Raw genomic sequence first — 18,641 nt, forward strand, 5'->3', positions numbered from 1 at the left:
CGCGAGACAAGCTCGCTCCTACAGGTGATTCGGTGATTCATGCCGGCAGATACACCGCTCTAAAAACAACAGACAGAGAAGTAGGCACCAATGACCCGGATTTTCAGCCTCACATAACCCTGTAGGAGCGAGCTTGCCTCGCGAGCTTTCAAGATCAAGAGATCGCGAGACAAGCTCGCTCCTACAGATGATTCGGTGATTCATGCCGGCAGATTCACCGCTCTAAAAACAACAGACAGAGAAGTAGGCACCAATGACCCGGATTTTCAGCCTCACATAACCCTGTAGGAGCGAGCTTGCCTCGCGAGCTTTCAAGATCAAGAGATCGCGAGACAAGCTCGCGCCTACAGGTGATTCGGTGATTCATGCCGGCAGATACAACGCTCTAACAACAATAACAAGGAGATGCGCCATGTCATTCAAGCACTCGAACGTCGCAGCACCGCCCATTGTCCGTGGGGTTACGTCCTATCGCTGGGCACTGATTCTGGTGACCTGCCTGTTCTTTCTATGGGGCCTGTCCTATGGCCTGCTGGACGTGCTGAACAAGCACTTTCAGGAAACCCTGCACGTCAGCAAGGCGCAATCGGGCTTGCTGCAAAGCGCGTACTTCGGGGCGTATTTTCTGATCGCCCTGCCCGCCGGTTTGCTGATGGACAAGTACGGCTACAAGGCGGGCATCCTCCTCGGTCTGTGTCTCTACGCCACAGGCGCCCTGCTGTTCATGCCGGCCGCCGCCGCGCAGAGCTTTCAGTTCTTTTTGTTCGCCCTGTTTGTGATTGCCTGCGGCCTGGGCTGCCTGGAAACCGCCGCCAACCCCTATGCCACGGTATTGGGTTCACCTGCGGGCGCTGAGCGACGTTTGAATCTGGCGCAATCGTTCAACGGCCTGGGGCAGTTTTTCGGTCCATTGATTGGCGGTGCACTGTTCTTCAGCGGCGCCAACAGCGCCGACACCACGCAATCGCTGCAAATGACCTATCTGGTCATTGCCGCGATGGTGCTGCTGGTCGCCGTGCTGATTGCCCGTACCCCGCTGCCCGACTTGCGCGAGCAGGAAGCCGAGGTTCAGCAGCACAACCCCAAAACCCTGTGGCAGCACCGCGAGTTCGTCACCGGGGTCATCACCCAGTTCTTCTATGTCGGCGCGCAGGTCGGCGTCGGCGCGTTCTTCATCAACTACGTGACCGAACACTGGGCGCAGATGAGCAGCCAGCAAGCCGCGTATTTGCTGTCGGTGGCCATGCTCAGTTTTATGTTCGGCCGCTTCTTCAGCACCTGGCTGATGGGCCGGGTCAATGCCCAGCTTATGCTGCTGATTTACGCGCTGATCAACGTCGCACTCTGCGTGGTGGTGGTGCTGGGGTTTGAAGGCGTCTCGGTGGTGGCACTGGTGGCGATGTTCTTCTTTATGTCGATCATGTTTCCGACCCTGTTCGCCATGGGCGTGAAGAATCTGGGCGCGCATACCAAGCGCGGCAGCTCGTTCATGATCATGGCCATTGTCGGCGGTGCGTTGCTGCCCTACGTGATGGGGCTGGTGGCCGACCACTCGTCCACCGCCGTGGCTTATCTGTTGCCGATGGGCTGTTTTGTGATCGTCGCAGCTTATGCCCGTGCGGCCCTGAAAAAAATCTGATTGCTGTACTCCATAAAAAAAACAAACGGAGCACTTCATGTCCAACCCCGTATTGCAACAAGCACTCAGCAAAATCCGCTGGCGCATCCTGCCCTTTGTCGCACTGATGTTTGCCATGGCAATCATCGACCGCTCCAACATCGGCTTTGCCAAACACGCCTTGCAGGCAGACACCGGCCTGAGCAACGCCGCGTTTGCGCTGGGCGCGGGTATTTTCTTCATCGGCTATGCGGTGTTTGAAGTACCCAGCAACCTGATGCTGCACAAGGTCGGCGCGCGTATCTGGCTGAGCCGGATCATGGTCACCTGGGGCCTGGTGTCGGCGGCCATGATGTTTGCCCACGACGAAACCAGCTTCTACATTCTGCGCTTTCTGCTGGGGGTGGCCGAAGCCGGCCTGTCGCCGGGGGTGGTGCTGTACCTGACCTACTGGTTCCCGCAGAACCAGCGCGGTTCGGCCTATGGCATCTACTACTTCGGGGTGCCGGTGTCGCTGATGGTGGGCGGCCCGGTGTCGGGCTGGCTGCTGGAGTCCGCGCAGTTCGGCCTCACCGGCTGGCAATGGATGTTTCTCACCGAAGGCCTCGCGGCCTCGGTCATCGGCGTGTTTGCGTTCTTTTACCTGACCGACAAACCCCGGGACGCCAAGTGGTTGAGCAACGATGAAAAGGCTGCCATCGAACACGAGCTGGACAAAGAGCAACAGCTCAAAGCCAACAAAGGCCCGTCTTCGTGGCGCGCCGCGCTGATCAACCCCAAGGTGCTGTACTTCACCCTGATCTACTTCACGATTCAGGTCAGCGTGTATGGCGTGCTGTTTTATCTACCGACCCGGATCGCCGAGCTGCTGGGCACCGGCATTGGCCTGAAGGTAGGCCTGCTGACGTCGATCCCGTGGATCGCCACAGTGATCATGCTGTATGCCGTGACCCGGCATGCCGACCGCAAAGGCCAGCAAACCCGCTTCGCGGCAATCATGCTGGCACTGGCAGCGGTGGGCATGGTCGGCTCGACCTTGAGCGGCAGCTTGCCACTGGTAATTCTGGCGTTCTGTGTCGCGGCAGCCGGATTTATCACGGTGCAACCGTTGTTCTGGACCTTGCCAACCCGTTTTCTGGGGGGTGCGGCAGCGGCCAGCGGGATTGCGGTGATCGGCGCCCTGGGCAACCTCGGCGGCTTCCTCGCGCCAACGGTCAAGACCTGGGCTGAGCAACACTTCAACAACCCCCATGCGGGCATGTACTTCCTGGCCGCTATGGCGTTGCTGGGAGCCTTGATGCTGATGCGCTCGGCAAGGGCGGGCAAGCAGGCCGACGGCGCGCAGACGGTGCAGTCACCGGGTTAAAAACCCACCCCCCCCTGCCCCCCCTGCCCCCCCTGTAGGAGCGAGCTTGCTCGCGAGCTTCTCAAAAAGATCGAGTTCACTGGCTAATCAATGTGGGCTCGATAAAAAGCTCGCGAGCAAGCTCGCTCCTACAAGAAGCTCGCTCCTACAAGAAGCTCGTTCCGACAAGAAGCTCGCGCCTGCAGAAGTTCGCTTTTAGGCCGCTGCCGGTGCGCCATCAGGCTTGAGTCGCGGTTCTACGGGTACACCCGGCTCTTTGAGCAGCGCGAAGTAGGCAAATGCTGAACACACCGCCACCACCGCGCTGATCACAAACGCCGTGGAAAAAGAGCCGCTCTGCTGCACGCTGAAGCCGGTAAGGATCGGCGCCACGGAGCCCGCCAGATAACCACCGAAATTCTGGATCGAGCCGAACGACGCCACCCGCTCCGAGGGCACGATGGTGTTGACGATCATCCACGCGGTGGCGCTGGAGATGTTAATGAAGAACATGGTCAGGCACAGCAGCACCACACAGGCCACAACGTTGGTGGTGAAGGCGACGATCAGGGTGAACAGCGCCCCGCCGAGCAAGCCAAGGATGACCATCAATTTGCGGCTGGCCAGCACCCGCATGCCGCGCGCCACCAGACGGTCGCAGCACTTGCCGGCCACGATGGTACCCAGCGCGCCGAACAGATAGGCCAGGGATACCACCCACGCCGTGCGATACAGGTCCAGGCCGTGTTCGCGCTCAAAGTAACCGGGCAACCAGGTGAGGTTGAGCCAGATCATGTAGATCACGCCCATGAATCCGAGAAACGCACCCCAGGTGTTGCGGTCTCTGAACAGTGAGGTCCAGGCCACCTTCGGCGCCTTTTTCTGTTGCACTGCCACCGGCTCGGCGCGGCCCGTCTCAGCCATGTACTGGGCTTTGCTTTTGTAGAATTTGAACCAGCACACCGCCAGCAACAGCCCCATGACGCCGGTGAGGATGAACATCCCGCGCCAGCCCAGATGAACCATGAATACGGTCAGCAATGGTGGCGCCAGGCATGGCCCGATGCAGGTCGATGACCAGACCCAGCCGGTGGCCGTGCCACGTTCCTGGGTGTCGAACCATTCGGACAAGGCCTTGGCCGCCGAAGGAAACACCGGGGCTTCGCCAATCCCCAGTAATACCCTTAGCCCCACCAGATGCCCGTAGCTGCTGAACAGGCCGAATGCCGCCTGCGCCACCGACCACACCACCAGGGATCCACCCAGCGCCAGTTTGCTGCCGAGTTTGTCGATCAAGGCGCCAAGGGGTAACTGCGAGAAGGCGTAGGCCACGGAAAAGGCCGAGAGCATTACCCCCATCTGCATGGGGCTGATGGCCAGGTCGTGCTGGATGGTGGTGTTGGCAATGGACAAGGCGCTGCGGTCCAGGTAGTTGACCACGCCAATCAGGAACAGGAAAAAGATCGTCAGGTTTTTGTAGGTTTTTATTGTTTTCATGCACGCCTCTCGTGAGCGGTTGCGCTCCTGCCCGACAGGTGGAGCGTTGCTCACTGTAGTTGGCGTCCCGGTTACTGCCCAATCACATGATTCGATCGACTAATAACCTCGAGTTATCAAGGCGTCTGGGGGGGACCGCGCAGAGCATCCGGGCCACTCAAAAGTGCATCGATAAAGGCTTTCGCGGACCATTGCGCTACTTCGTTGCGCCGGGTAATGACCCCGTAATCGGCCAACACCAGCGGAAACGGCAGCGCCAGGCGGGTCAAGCGCCCGGCGCGGATTTCCGGCTCCACCATCGACTCTGCCAGCATCGCCACCGTCGGGGTGGTTTGCAGCAGTTGCATGGTCGTTTGCAGCGACACGGTTTCTACCGTGTTTTCCGGGGTCTGCATGCCCGCTTCGACAAAGGCCTGCTCCACCCGCATGCGCATCGGCGTGCCCGTGGGGTAAATCACCCACGGCCAACTGCCCAGATCAGCCAGCGGTACTTCGCTGGCCCCAGCCAGCGGGTGCTGGCTGCCCGTGACCAGGCACAGCGGTTCCGGCGCCAGGGCCTGAAAATCAAACAGTTCGCGATGACGGTCGAGGGTAAAGCGGGCCACCACCACGTCCAGCTCCTTGTGTTCGAGCATGGCCAGCATGTTGGCGCTGGTGCCCTCGAGCACCTGCAAGGTGAGCAGCGGCCAGTCTTGTTTGACCCGCACAATGGCCGCCGGAACGGCCAAAGCCGTGGCGGCGTAGATGGTGCCGACTTTCAGCAGGCCATGGCCGCCCTGGCGCAAATGATTGATCTGACCGACAAACTGCCCGGTGTCATTCAATGCGATCTGGGCAAACCGGGCCACATGACTGCCCAGATCGGTCAGCGACATGCTGCGTGGCAAGCGCGCAAACACTTCAAAGTCCAGCTGGTGCTCGATCTCCCGCAGCATCTTGCTCACCGCGGGCTGGCTGATGTTCATTTCATGGGCGGTGGCATGCATGTTTTGCGTGCGCGCCAGGGTGTCTATAAGCACCAAATGGCGATAGCGCAGCCAGTTGCACAGTTGATTAAATCCGACATCAGCCATCCGATAACCTCCGGTTATTGAGACTTAAGAATATCTCATTGGCGATTATCGAGAAGCAATATTAGGGTGAACCGGTCGCGCTAAATAAAAACAATGGAAACCGCCCATGAACCTTGCCAATAAACGCGTAGTGATCACCGCTGCGGCTCAGGGAATCGGACTGGCATCGGTGCTCGCGTTCCGCGATGCAGGCGCCGAGGTCATTGCCACCGACCTGCACATTCAGGCACTGCAGGACATTCCCGGGATCCGCGTGCTGCAACTGGACGTGACGCAACCTGCGGCCATCGCTGCCGTCTGCCAGCAGGTCGGAGCGGTGGACGTGCTGTTCAACTGCGCCGGTTACGTTCATAGCGGCGCACTGCTGGACTGCGACGAACAGGCCTGGCAGTTCTCCTTCGATCTCAATGTCACGGCCATGTACCGCATGATCAGCGCCTTCCTGCCCGGCATGCTGGCCGCGGGCGGTGGCAGCATTATCAACATGGCCTCGGTGGCTTCCAGCGTAAAAGGCGTACCCAACCGCTTTGCTTACACCGCAAGCAAGGCCGCAGTTATCGGCCTGACCAAATCGGTGGCCGCGGACTACGTGCGCCAGGGTATCCGTTGCAATGCCATTTGCCCCGGCACGGTGGACTCGCCGTCCTTGCGCCAGCGCATTGCCCAACAGGCGCTGGAACAGGGCCGTACGCAAGCCGAGGTGTATCAGGCATTCGTCGACCGCCAACCCATGGGCCGCATCGGCACCGCCGAAGAAGTCGCCCGCCTGGCCTTGTATCTGGCCAGCGACGCCAGCGCCTACACCACCGGCACCACCCAGGTGATTGATGGCGGGATGAGTAACTGAAATGCATAAATCCTCTGTAGGAGCGAGCTTGCTCGCGAGCTCTGGCTTGAAAACGCTCGCGAACAAGCCCGCTCCTGCAGGCACCGTTTTTCTTATTGGATGAAGGAGTTTTTATGAAACTGCTGCGCTACGGCGAGAAAGGTCAGGAAAAACCGGGGCTGCTGGATGCCCAGGGCAAGATTCGCGATTTGTCGGCACACATCGCCGATGTAGCCGGCCAGGCACTGGATGCCGCAAGCCTGGCCGCCCTGGGCAAAATCGACCCTTGCAGCCTGCCGCTGGTCAGCGGTTCGCCACGCATTGGCGCCTGCGTCGGCCAGGTCGGCAAGTTCATCTGCATCGGCCTCAACTATGCCGATCATGCCGCCGAGTCGGGCCTGGACGTGCCATCGGAACCGGTGGTGTTCAGTAAATGGACCAGCGCCATCTGCGGCCCCAACGACAACGTCGAGATCCCCCGCGACTCGACCAAGACCGACTGGGAAGTGGAGCTTGGCGTGGTGATCGGCAAAGGCGGACGCAATATCGATGAACACAATGCCATGGACCACGTGGCCGGGTTTTGTGTGATCAACGATGTCTCCGAACGCGAGTGGCAACTGGAACGTGGCGGCACCTGGGACAAGGGCAAGGGCTTTGACACTTTCGGCCCTCTCGGCCCGTGGCTGGTCACCCGCGACGAAATCAGCGACCCGCACCAGCTTGACCTGTGGCTTGAGGTCGACGGACAGCGCTACCAGAACGGCAATACCCGCACCATGGTGTTCCAGATCCCGGCCCTGATTGCTTACCTGAGCCGCTGCATGTCGCTGCAACCGGGGGATGTCATCTCCACCGGCACTCCGCCGGGCGTGGGCCTGGGGGTAAAACCAGCACCGGTGTATCTGCGTCCCGGGCAGGAAATACGCCTGGGCATCAGCGGTCTCGGCGAGCAACGCCAGCGCACGGTACAGGCTGACTGACCCACAGCAGGCCTTGAAAATAATCATAAGAAACAGGAGCAACACATGCGGATTCTGATCACTGGCGGTACCGGCTTCATCGGCAAACAACTGGCCCAACGCCTGCTCGACCTCAACAGCCTGACGCTTGAAGGCCAGGCCCCCCGCGCGATCGAGCGCATCGTGCTGTTCGACACCTTTGCCGGTGAAGACCTCCCCGTCGACCCGCGTATCGAACTGGTGACCGGCGATGTAGCCGACCCCGAAGTGATCGCCCGGGTCACCGACGGCGTGGACCTGGTGTGGCATTTGGCAGCGGTGGTCAGTTCGGCTGCCGAGGCCGACTTCGACCTGGGTATGCAGGTCAACCTGCACGGCCTGATGCTGTTACTCGAAACCCTGCGCAAACAGGGCAACGCCCCGCGTTTTGTGTATGCCAGCGGCTTCGCCGTATTCGGTGGCGAGCTGCCGGACGTGGTCGACGACAACACGGTACTCACCCCGCAATCGTCCTACGGCATGCAAAAAGCCGTGGGCGAACTGCTGGTGGCCGATTATGCCCGCAAGGGCTTTGTCGATGGCCGCGTGCTGCGTCTGCCAACGGTTGCAGTACGCCCCGGCAAACCAAACAAGGCGGCATCGACCTTCTTCAGTTCGATTATCCGCGAGCCGCTGGTGGGCCTGCCTGCGGTCTGCCCGGTACGCCCGGACACCCAGGTCTACCTGACCTCGCCACGGCGGATTATCGAGTCAATGCTGCTGGGCATGACCCTGTCGCCAGAGACCCTGGGCAATCAACGGATCATCCCGCTGCCGGGTGTGACCACCACCGTTCACGACATGGTCTCGGCGCTGCAACGGGTCGCGGGTGAGCAAGTGACCAAATTGATTCGCTGGGAACCGGACGCGACCATCCAGCGCATCGTCGAGAGCTGGCCGAGCAAGGTCGAGGCGCCCCGCGCACGCGCCCTGGGCTTCACTGCCGACGCCGATTTCGACGCCATCGTGCGCGCGCATATTGAAGACACTGCCGTTTGAGACCTCGCCTATAACCTGTAGGAGCGAGCTTGCTCGCGATCTTTAGATCTTGAAGAGCTCGCTAGCAAGCTCGCTCCTACAGAACACTGCACAACAGGTTCACGTTACTCACAACAATAAAAAACTGAGGCCGTGCGATATGACCACTCCACTCACCGATGTCTCGGACATCGAACAACAGACGATCAAACGCGTTACCAAACGCATGATCCCATTTCTGATCCTGCTGTTTGTGGTCGCCTTTCTGGACCGCAACAACGTCGGTTTCGCCGCCCTGCGGATGAACGAAGACATCGGTATCAGCCAGACCATTTATGGCCTGGGCGCCGGGATTTTCTTCCTCGGTTACTTCATGTTCGAAGTGCCGAGCAACATTCTGCTGCACCGCTACGGCGCCCGGGTCTGGATCGCCAGGATCATGGTGACCTGGGGCATCATCGCCGGCGCCATGGGCTTCTTGCAGACGCCGGTGCACTTCATCTCCCTGCGCGTATTGCTGGGTATTGCTGAAGCCGGGTTCTTCCCGGGAGTGATTTATCTGCTGTCGCTGTGGTTCCCGAGCCGTTACCGCGCCCGCATGATCGCCACTTTTTACCTGGGCGTACCCATCGCGCAAATCATTGGTGCCCCGTTGTCGGTGGGCCTGATGGAGCTGGGCGATGCCTGGGGCTTCGTCGGCTGGCGCCTGATGTACATCGTCGAGGCCGTACCCGCGGTGATTCTCGGTGTGGTCTGCTATTTCTACCTCACTGACCACCCGGCCGATGCCCACTGGCTGACCGACAAGCAGCGCAACTGGCTGATCAGCACCCTGGAACAGGAAGAACGCAACAAACCGCTGGTGGTGGGCCTGCAACCAACCAAAGGCCAGATGATCCTCAAGGCACTGAGCAGCCGTCAGGTCTGGCTGCTGGCGCTGGTGTATTTCGGCATCACCTCGGGCTCCAACGCGATGAACTTCTTTATGCCCACGGTGCTGGCATCGTTCCGCGGCTCGTTCGGGCTGGAGATCGGCCTGATGCAGAACGGTCTGATCACCGCCATTCCTTACGCCGTTGCCGCCGTCGCGATGATCTGGTGGAGCCGTCGTTCGGACCGTCTGCAAGAACGCCACTGGCATGCCGGCGGTGCCGCCATGCTGGCCGCCGTGTCCATCGCGGTCGCGCTGTGGCTCAACCAGCCGTGGATCATCGTCATCGGCTTCATCCTGCTGGCCATGGGTGTGTACAGCGCCATCAACGTGTTCTGGGCAGTGCCGGGGCAAGTGCTGACCGGGGTCGGAGCCGCCGCAGGTATTGGCCTGATCAACTCCATCGGTAACCTCAGCGGTTTTGTCGGCCCGTACCTGACCGGCTACCTGTTCACCGTAACCGGCAGCTATACCCCGGGTTTCCTGGTGATCGCCGCACTGGTGGGCGCCGGTGGTCTGGGCATGGTGCTGATGCCGCGCAACAAGGTGTCGCAGATTGGCAGCGCCATCCCCGCAGCCGCAGGAGGTAAAGCATGAGTCTGGCGACCGTAGGGTTTATCGGCACCGGGATCATGGGCAAACCCATGGCCCGCAACCTGTTGCAGGCCGGATATCCGGTACGGGCCTGGAACCGCTCGCCGGCCAAGGCCCAGGAACTGGCTGCCCATGGCGCCGAGGTACTGCCGACCCCGGCTCTGGCGGCCAAAGGCGCCCAGGTGCTGGTTTGCATGCTCAGCGATGGCCCGACCTGTGATGAGGTGCTGTTCGGCGAAGGCGGCGCTGCGCGGGTTCTGGCCCCCGGGGCGCTGGTCATTGTGATGAGTTCGATTGCGGTGGACAGCGCCGTGGAGCAGGCCCGCCAGTGTGCTGACCTGGGGCTGCACTACCTCGACGCGCCGGTGTCTGGCGGTGAGCGCGGGGCGCGTGAAGCCAGCCTGGCGATCATGGTCGGCGGTGAAGTGGCGGCCTTTGAACAGGGGCGCCAGGTGCTGGCGGCCATGGGCCGTCCGGTCCACGTAGGCCCGGCCGGAACCGGCGAACTGTCAAAACTGGTCAATCAGCTGATTGTCGCCAGCACCATCGCCACCGTCGCTGAAGGCCTGCTGCTGGCCGAACGCGGCGGTGCCGACCCGGTCAAGGTTCACGAAGCGCTGCTGGGAGGCTTTGTCGATTCGCCGATCTGGCGCCAGCACGGCCAACGCATGCTCGACAACGACTTCACTCCCGGTGGCCCGGCCAAATGGCAACTCAAGGACACCCGCACTGCCCTCGCCCAGGCCCAAAAGCTGGGCCTGAGCCTGCCGGTGGGCAGCCTGGTGGATGGCCTGTTCCAGGCCATGATCGAAGCCGGTGACGGTGAACTCGACCACGCCGGGCTGATCCGCCAGTTACGCCGCCACAACCAATTGCCTGAATAATCTGCTGGAGCCTGTCATGACCGAATCAACCCCTCGCCGCCTGCGCAGTCAGCTGTGGTTCGACGATCCCAGCCATGCCGATCTCACTGCGCTGTACGTAGAGCGTTACATGAACCAGGGCCTGACCCGCGCCGAACTGCAATCGGGGCGGCCGATCATCGGGATCGCCCAGACCGGCAGCGACCTGACGCCCTGCAACCGGCATCACATCGAACTGGCCAAACGGGTCAAGGATGGCATCCGCGATGCGGGCGGCATTCCGATGGAGTTTCCGGTGCACCCGATTGCCGAGCAGTCCCGCCGGCCGACTGCCGCTCTGGATCGCAACCTGGCGTATCTGGGCCTGGTGGAAGTGCTGCACGGTTACCCGCTGGATGGTGTGGTGCTGACCACCGGCTGCGACAAGACCACCCCGGCCTGCCTGATGGCGGCGGCGACCACCGACCTGCCGTCCATCGTGCTGTCCGGCGGGCCGATGCTCGACGGCTGGCACAAAGGCCAGCGCATCGGTTCGGGCACTGTGCTCTGGCATGCGCGCAATCTGCTCAGCGCCGGAGAGATCGATTACGAAGGGTTTATGACCCTGACCACGGCGTCATCACCCTCGGTCGGCCACTGCAACACCATGGGCACCGCCCTGTCGATGAACGCCCTGGCCGAAGCCCTGGGCATGTCTTTGCCGGGCTGCGCGAGCATTCCGGCGCCTTATCGCGAGCGCGGGCAAATGGCCTATGCCACCGGCATGCGTATCGTCGATCTGGTGCGTGAAGATGTTCGCCCCTCGCACATCATGACCCACGCTGCATTCGAGAACGCCATTGCCGTGGCCTCGGCACTGGGGGCCTCCACCAACTGCCCGCCGCACCTGATTGCGATTGCCCGCCACAGCGGCATCGACCTGTCGCTGGAAGACTGGCAGCGGGTCGGCGAAAACGTACCTTTGCTGGTGAACTGCATGCCGGCCGGTGAATACCTGGGCGAAGGTTTCCACCGTGCGGGCGGCGTGCCGGCGGTGATGCATGAACTGGACAAGGTGGGTCGCCTGCACCGCGACTGCCGTTCGGTGAGTGGCCGCAGCATGGGCGAGATCGTGGCCGACGCCGTCACCGGCGACCGCGACGTGATCCGTTCGTACGAAGACCCGCTGATGCATCGCGCCGGTTTCATCGTGCTCAGCGGCAACTTCTTCGACAGCGCGATCATGAAAATGTCAGTGGTGGGCGAAGCCTTTCGCAGCACCTATCTCAGCGATCCGTTGCAACCCAACAGCTTCGAAGCCCGGGCCATTGTGTTCGAGGGGCCGGAGGACTATCAGGCGCGAATCAACGACCCGTCGCTGGACATCGACGAGCGCTGCATTCTGGTGATTCGCGGCTGCGGTACTGTAGGTTTCCCGGGCAGTGGCGAGGTGGTCAACATGGCCCCGCCTTCGGCGCTGATCAAGGCCGGCATCGATTCGTTGCCATGCCTGGGTGACGGTCGCCAGAGCGGTACTTCGGCCAGCCCATCGATTCTCAACATGTCCCCGGAATCGGCGGTGGGCGGCGGCTTGTCGTTGCTGCGTACCGGCGACCGGCTGCGGGTCGACCTCAATGCCCGCAGCGTCAATTTGCTGGTGGACGAAGTTGAACTCGACGCCCGTCGCCAGGAACCGCTGCCGCCACTGGCGCCGTCGCAAACCCCGTGGCAGGAGCTCTATCGCCAACTGGTTGGCCAGTTGTCTACCGGCGGCTGCCTGGAGCCGGCCACCCTGTACTGGCGCGTGATCCCGGAAAACGGCCCGCCGCGCCACTCCCATTAAACAATGAACCCCCTGGAACCCTGAACCCTGAACCCTGTAGGAGCGAGCTTGCCTCGCGATCTTTTGATCTTGTAAGCGCTCGCGAGCAAGCTCGCTCCTACAGAGGTGGAACGGGTTATGGGCTACACCATGAATTCAAGGAATGACCTTATGAACCCGCTGCAATTGAGCATTGAAAATTCCCTGCCTGAGGACTGGCAGCGCGCGACGCTGGTCGGGCGTGTGTGCTTGCCGGGTGTACGCGGCGGTCCGGCGGTGGTGGTGATTCGTGACGGTGAAGTCATTGACTGCAGCGCACAGTTCCCGACCCTGAGCCTGCTGCTGGATACACAGAATCCGTTACAGGCAGTACGTGAAATCAGCGGTCACTCCCTGGGGACGATCCAGGATCTGCTGGCCAACAGTGGCGAACAGCGCGACCCGGCCAGACCCTGCCTGCTGGCCCCCGCTGACCTGCAAGTGATCAAGGCCGCAGGGGTCACCTTTGCCGCCAGCATGATCGAACGGGTGATCGAGGAAAAAGCCGGGGGCGATGCCCTGAGGGCCGAGCAGGTACGCGCCCTGGTGCAAGAGGTGATCGGTGACAACCTGCGCGACCTGCGCCCCGGATCGCCCGAGGCCATGCGTCTGAAGCAGGTATTGATTGAACAAAACATGTGGTCGCAGTATCTGGAAGTCGGTATCGGGCCCGACGCCGAAATCTTCACCAAGGCACCGATTCTGGCCGCCGTGGGCAGCGGCAACGCAATCGGTGTCCACCCCGGGTCCAGCTGGAACAACCCGGAACCGGAAGTGGTGCTGGCCGTCGACAGCCGGGGGCAGATTCATGGTGCAACCCTGGGTAATGACGTCAACCTGCGTGACTTCGAAGGGCGCAGCGCACTGCTGCTGAGCAAGGCCAAGGACAACAACGCCTCTTGCGCACTCGGCCCGTTCATTCGCCTGTTTGACGAACATTTCAGCCTCGACGATGTACGCCGCTGCGAAGTGACCTTGCGCGTCGAAGGGCGGGACGGTTACGTGCTCAATGGCAAAAGCTCCATGGGCCAGATCAGCCGCGACCCGGCCGACCTGGCGCAACAGACCCTCAATGAAAATCACCAGTATCCGGATGGATTCGTGCTGTTCCTCGGCACCCTGTTCGCCCCGACCGACGACCGCGACCAGCCGGGCCAGGGTTTCACCCACAAGGAAGGCGACGTGGTGAGCATTGCCAGCGGCAAGCTGGGCGCCCTGCACAACCGCGTGACCAGCAGCGACCAGGCGCCGCAATGGTCATTCGGCGTGGCCGCGCTGATGAAAAATCTGGCGGGCCGGGGCTTGCTGGGGTAAAGGACGACTGTCGCCACCCCGAGCGCATGCACGCCATGCACTCGGGGCCGTCGCCATCACGGCCCGGGTGTTACCTGCCGCAACCCTTTTCGTGTAATATCCGGCGCTGGGTGCCACCGCAACAACGCGGCAGGGCAGGTTAATTTAGCGAAGGTCGGGCCGCCATCGCGGAGTCGCCGCACCTATGAGTCATGAACCCTCGCGTCTGGATAAAGCCGCAAACACCCGCAAGTCTGCTTCCTCCCTCGCGTTTATCACGCGCTTTTTCGCCGCTGAATCTGCGGGCGGCTTGATCCTGATGGCCTCTGCCCTGGCAGCCCTGCTGCTGGCAAACTCCCCCTGGGCTGCTGCCTACTTCTCCACCCTGCAAATCAAACTCGCCGGACTCTCCATCGAGCACTGGATCAATGATGGCCTGATGGCGATCTTCTTCCTGCTGGTGGGCCTTGAGATCAAGCGTGAAATGCTCGCGGGCCAGTTATCCAGCTGGAGCCAGCGCGCGCTTCCGGGGTTTGCCGCACTGGGCGGCATGCTGCTGCCGGCCCTGATCTATATCGCGGTCAACTGGGGCAACTCGCAAACTATCGGCGGCTGGGCCATCCCCGCGGCAACCGATATCGCGTTTGCGCTGGGGGTACTGTCACTGCTGGGCAAGCGGGTTCCCGTTTCGTTGAAGATCTTTCTGGCGGCGCTGGCGATTCTCGATGACCTGGGGGCGGTACTGATCATCGCCCTGTTCTACACCAGCGGCCTGTCCATCAGCATGTTGCTGGCCTCCGTGGCTGTGGTTGCGGTGCTGGTGGTGCTCAATCGCTGCGGTGTGCGCCGACTCGCCCCTTACCTGATAGCCGGCGCCCTGCTCTGGTTCTTCATGCTGCAATCGGGCATCCACGCGACACTGGCCGGGGTCATCCTTGCCCTGTGCATTCCGCTGGGTAACACGGAACACAAACACCAATCCCCTCTGCTCCACCTCGAAGAAAAGCTGCATCCGTGGGTCGCTTTCGCCGTGGTCCCCATCTTTGGCTTTGCCAATGCCGGTGTATCCCTGGCCGGCATTTCCCCAGGTGACCTGCTGGACCCGGTACCGCTCGGGGTCACTCTGGGTCTGTTGCTGGGTAAACAACTGGGCGTCTTCGGCCTGGCCGCCCTGGCCATCCGCTTTGGCCTGGCAAAACTGCCCGAGGGTAGCAACTGGATCCAGCTCTATGGCGTGGCACTGCTGTGCGGTATCGGCTTCACCATGAGCCTGTTCATTGGCGCCCTGGCATTCCCGGGGGCCCCGCATCTGGTGGATGAAGTGAAAGTCGGCGTGCTGATGGGCTCCATCCTGTGTGCCATCCTCGGCGTCGTGGTACTGATGAAGGCCGGCCGTCAAAAGGCATCTGCCTGATCCGTGCCGGGGTGCGTCCGATCACGGGCGCACCTGCGGGGTAACCCGCTCCCTCCCGCCAAAGCCCCGCCAGGTCGAACCTGAGCGGGGCTTTTTAGTGCGCGACTGGTTGAGCATTACTGCTGCTGGTTCGGGGTTTTTGGCAGGTGCTTGCCATTATCCGGCTGACTACTAGACTCCCGCTCCTCGCGAACAGGCTGATGTTGGGCAGTAGCTTTCGCAAAAAACTGCAGGATCGCAGTTTTCAAATACTCAGGAGAGGATTGAACATGACTCGCAAAGAGCAATCACCTTTAGCACTTAAAAACCAAGCTGCCGCACTCCATTTTCCGGATCAAACGATGGGTCACACCTTGAGTTCCCGGATGGCGCTACTGTGGCGGATATCGCAGGCGCAAGGGAGAGGACCAGGAAAGCGGTTGAACCGTTGTCGGCCAGCGCAGCTCTGCGACTGAAGCGCATCATTGATACGGGCACGTATCAATCATCGAGACCTGCGCGGTGTAACGAGCAATGTACGGAGCGGCACGGCATTTTCGAGATCATTCCCTGCCCGGGATATTGGGCAATGATCGATGCTGCTTCGCCTGCGTGATTGGCCACTGCTCGTAGCCAGCGACAACGTTCTTACTCCTTTCGGAGAGCCTCTGCATGAATACACTCGCCATAGTCGGCGCCGGTGCTGCTGGCGTCGCGACTTTTATTGCTGCGGTCAGAGCCCAAGTGGCACGAAGCATCTACATGATCGATCCGCAGCCAATTGGTCCGGGCGCAGCATTCTCAAATACTGACAACGATATTCTCTGTAATACCTCGGTCGACACCATGTCGGTGCTGCACGACATGCCGCTGGATTTTCTTGAGCACCTGCGGTGCGAGGGCTACGCCTTTACAGCCGAAAGTTTTGTCCCGCGGTTTCTGGTAGGCCGATATCTGGCCAGCCGGTTTCTGCAGTACTCAGCCATTGCCCGTGAGCAGGGAGTACGGGTTCAGTATGTTTGCAGCAGGTTCAAGGCATTGAAAGTTCATGGCCATCGCCATTACGAGCTTGAGTTCTGTGACGTGCAGATGAAGCCAGCCCCCTCACTGAGGGCGACCGATGTGGTGTTCTGTACGGGGTTTGGGCCGCCACACATACCGGCAGTTGCCCGGCCTTTTTTCAACCACTCGAGCTTCATCAAGAACCCCTATCCTGAAGCAAGCATGCTGGCCATGATTCCTGAGAATTCCCGGGTGCTCATCATGGGTAGCAAGCTCTCGGCCATCGACAGTGCAATCGTTCTGTGCCGCGACGGACATCAAGTGACCATGCTATCGCCGTCAGGAGAGTTCCCCTCTGTGCGCGCCCGCTTCATGCGCAGTCCAAAAACGGCATTCGACGTTGAGGCCATTGCAGTAGTAATGAAGCAGGAGCAACACGAAGCGCAGACCTGCAGCCCGGCCATGGGCTATAGATACCTGAACTATTTCTCCAGGGTGCTTCGCCAGAACCTGGGCAAGGACTGGAGCCTGCAGTTCTCCCGTGCATCAAGCGTTGTCGACAGGCTAAGGGAGGAGGTGGAAATTGCCGGCAGCGGTGCCAGTCACTGGCAGGAATACGTGGTTGATTTCATGCATGCCATCAACCGGCTGCACAGCAAGGGTGACCTCTATTTCGAGGGTTGCTTCCATCCCGCCTTCGAGCAGCTGCTTTACCGATACATATCCGCACTGGCACTCCCCAACGCACGCAAGCTGCTGAAGTACTTGGAGGACGGTGTTCTGTGTGTGCAGAGCGGCGAAGTAACCCGTATCGGCTACTCCCAGGGTCGCCCTCACCCATGGCGGGTGAACTGGGCCGCAGGCGACCACCGCTTTGACGCCATTGTCTCGGCTACTGGCTACCACCAGTCCAGATATGTCATGGGCGATGACGGCAAGATTGAGCTGGACATGCGCGGCGATCGCAGCCAAAGACAGCCGATTACTGTCTTGCCGACCATGGCAGGGGCCCATGAAAGCTTCGGTGAGCACGAGAGCATCTGGTTCCTGGGCGCGCCGGCCAGACCCCGGCTGTGGCACCCGAATGCCCTTGTGGTGGTCACCTCGATGGCAAACCGGATTATCGAGAGCATGCGCCGGCTGCCCCAGATCGGGAGTGCTGCTTGATGCCAAAAGAGACAGGTTTGCGCAAGTCGTCGAAGGATGACCCATGAAGTGAAACCGATTCACCTGAAAAAGGGCCTGTACAGGCCCTTTTTTTGCTAGTCGCACACGACTTCGAGGGCGGCGGTACAACTGAGCAAAAGGGGCGATTACAGGTGGAAATGGCCCGCGGCCTCTGGCTGGTAAAGCACTTTCCTGATCTCGATCCGGCGGGTGCGATCAGAAATTCGCCAGTCGATGGCGTCCCCCTCCTGATAACCCAGAATGGCAGCGCCGATGTCGGAATAGACGGAATGCTTCCCTGCGTTGCTGTCCGCATCTTCAGGGTAAACCAGAGCCACTTCGATCTCTTCGTCGTCCAGCTGCAGCAAGGCCCTGGAGTTCATCGTGACGACATTGCACGCCACCTGCTGCGGCTTGACGACAATGGCTCGCTCAAGCTCATGCTCGAGTTCAACCACGGCCGGGCCTTGCTCGAGCACGATCAGACTCTCCAGCCTGGCCTTGTCGATTTCAGTGATGTAGATCCTGGTGGAGTCACCAACGGCACCTTCGCGCAACAACTGGCGATAGCGCCCCGCCGTCATGGAAAATGACTTCAATGTCGGGGTTTCGCTCTCGAGCACAAAGCCGCTGCGCACAAAGGCTTTCAGCGAGCGCCCGTTGTCAGGGTGGATCTTGGCGATGAGCTTCTGGGCCCGCATATCGAGGAAGGCCAGTTTCATGCCTTCGCGGATCGTGCGGGCGCCAAGGTTGCGGCCCCATTTGTCACTGTCCCCGATGACCAGGACTATCTCGCAATTGGGCCCGGTCTTGATTAGACGGACAAAGCCCACCGGGGCGTCATGCCGGTCATAGGCCATGAAGAATCGGCCGCCCTGGTTGAATAGATGGGTCAGGATCGGCGATTGAGTCCGATCGATAGCTTGCCCGATGGAGCGGGAGACATGACGCGAATCGCTCAGATAGCAGGTAACGCGCTCATCCTCCAACCAATCCATCAGCGTCAGCGCGTGCGCCCGAGTAATTTCAGGGCACAGAGAAACGAAAGGCTTGTTCATCTTCAACACACATATTTGTAAAAGGATGAAAGCCCTTCATGGCTATGGCCATGACGGTTCTTTCGGCAACCGGCTATCTTAAGACATAACGCGAGTAATGCCGAACAGGGTGGAGGACATTCGACACCGTTCAGCTCTGCCGGCGGGGGCCAAACTCAGGAC

14 protein-coding genes are annotated in these 18,641 nt (G+C 60.8%); 11 read left to right on the forward strand and 3 right to left on the reverse strand.

Translation table 11 applies throughout. The features are described from left to right. The first annotated feature begins 412 nt into the window (after positions 1-412). Together fucP and JQ848_RS16680 are read left to right on the forward strand one after the other, a co-directional pair. Entirely contained in the window at positions 413-1,639 is a 1,227-nt protein-coding gene (gene fucP, locus JQ848_RS16675) for an L-fucose:H+ symporter permease (RefSeq protein WP_010655890.1), read from the forward strand. A gap of 37 nt (positions 1,640-1,676) precedes the next feature. Continuing rightward, positions 1,677-2,984: an MFS transporter gene (locus JQ848_RS16680; protein WP_003440953.1), complete on the forward strand. Its 1,308-nt coding sequence runs from the start codon at positions 1,677-1,679 to the stop codon at positions 2,982-2,984. Between the two features lie 195 nt (positions 2,985-3,179). On the opposite strand, the gene JQ848_RS16685 is transcribed toward JQ848_RS16680, so the two are convergent. Together JQ848_RS16685 and JQ848_RS16690 are read right to left on the reverse strand one after the other, a co-directional pair. Then, a complete protein-coding gene (locus tag JQ848_RS16685; protein ID WP_003440950.1) occupies positions 3,180-4,460 on the reverse strand; it encodes an MFS transporter in 1,281 nt (426 codons plus the stop codon). A 116-nt stretch (positions 4,461-4,576) separates the two neighbouring features. Beyond that, on the reverse strand, positions 4,577-5,533 hold the full coding sequence (locus tag JQ848_RS16690; protein ID WP_003440947.1) for a LysR family transcriptional regulator: 957 nt from the start codon (positions 5,531-5,533) through the stop codon (positions 4,577-4,579). A gap of 106 nt (positions 5,534-5,639) precedes the next feature. Here JQ848_RS16690 and JQ848_RS16695 point away from each other — a divergent pair, with 106 nt between their 5' ends. The 9 genes from JQ848_RS16695 (at position 5,640) to JQ848_RS16735 (ending at position 17,421) form a co-directional block, all read left to right on the forward strand. Next, positions 5,640-6,380, forward strand: a complete 741-nt coding sequence (locus tag JQ848_RS16695; RefSeq protein WP_003440944.1) for an SDR family oxidoreductase — start codon at positions 5,640-5,642, stop codon at positions 6,378-6,380. Between the two features lie 113 nt (positions 6,381-6,493). Further along, entirely contained in the window at positions 6,494-7,342 is an 849-nt protein-coding gene (locus tag JQ848_RS16700) for an ureidoglycolate lyase (RefSeq protein WP_003440933.1), read from the forward strand. Between the two features lie 45 nt (positions 7,343-7,387). Continuing rightward, positions 7,388-8,359 (forward strand): D-erythronate dehydrogenase, encoded by a 972-nt coding sequence (gene denD, locus JQ848_RS16705; RefSeq protein WP_010655893.1) that lies wholly within the window; start codon positions 7,388-7,390, stop codon positions 8,357-8,359. Positions 8,360-8,498: 139 nt separating this feature from the next. After that, positions 8,499-9,866 carry an MFS transporter gene (locus tag JQ848_RS16710; RefSeq protein ID WP_003440931.1) on the forward strand — a complete coding sequence of 456 codons (1,368 nt, stop codon included), beginning with the start codon at positions 8,499-8,501 and terminating at the stop codon, positions 9,864-9,866. Continuing rightward, positions 9,863-10,747, forward strand: coding sequence for an NAD(P)-dependent oxidoreductase (locus tag JQ848_RS16715; protein ID WP_127196604.1), 885 nt, complete (start codon positions 9,863-9,865; stop codon positions 10,745-10,747). The genes JQ848_RS16710 and JQ848_RS16715 overlap by 4 nt, the downstream gene beginning before the upstream one ends. Before the next feature lie 16 nt (positions 10,748-10,763). Then, positions 10,764-12,548 carry an IlvD/Edd family dehydratase gene (locus tag JQ848_RS16720; RefSeq protein ID WP_202210956.1) on the forward strand — a complete coding sequence of 595 codons (1,785 nt, stop codon included), beginning with the start codon at positions 10,764-10,766 and terminating at the stop codon, positions 12,546-12,548. 150 nt (positions 12,549-12,698) lie between these two features. Next, positions 12,699-13,880 (forward strand): fumarylacetoacetate hydrolase family protein, encoded by a 1,182-nt coding sequence (locus JQ848_RS16725; protein ID WP_003440926.1) that lies wholly within the window; start codon positions 12,699-12,701, stop codon positions 13,878-13,880. A 184-nt stretch (positions 13,881-14,064) separates the two neighbouring features. After that, entirely contained in the window at positions 14,065-15,273 is a 1,209-nt protein-coding gene (gene nhaA, locus JQ848_RS16730) for a Na+/H+ antiporter NhaA (RefSeq protein ID WP_202210957.1), read from the forward strand. 651 nt (positions 15,274-15,924) lie between these two features. Continuing rightward, positions 15,925-17,421: an FAD/NAD(P)-binding protein gene (locus JQ848_RS16735; protein ID WP_202210958.1), complete on the forward strand. Its 1,497-nt coding sequence runs from the start codon at positions 15,925-15,927 to the stop codon at positions 17,419-17,421. A gap of 146 nt (positions 17,422-17,567) precedes the next feature. On the opposite strand, the gene JQ848_RS16740 is transcribed toward JQ848_RS16735, so the two are convergent. Continuing rightward, entirely contained in the window at positions 17,568-18,479 is a 912-nt protein-coding gene (locus JQ848_RS16740) for a bifunctional GNAT family N-acetyltransferase/nucleoside diphosphate kinase regulator (protein WP_003440918.1), read from the reverse strand. Between the last annotated feature and the right edge of the window lie 162 nt (positions 18,480-18,641).

The sequence above is a fragment of the Pseudomonas paraversuta genome, from assembly GCF_904067025.1.
GTDB lineage: Bacteria > Pseudomonadota > Gammaproteobacteria > Pseudomonadales > Pseudomonadaceae > Aquipseudomonas > Aquipseudomonas paraversuta.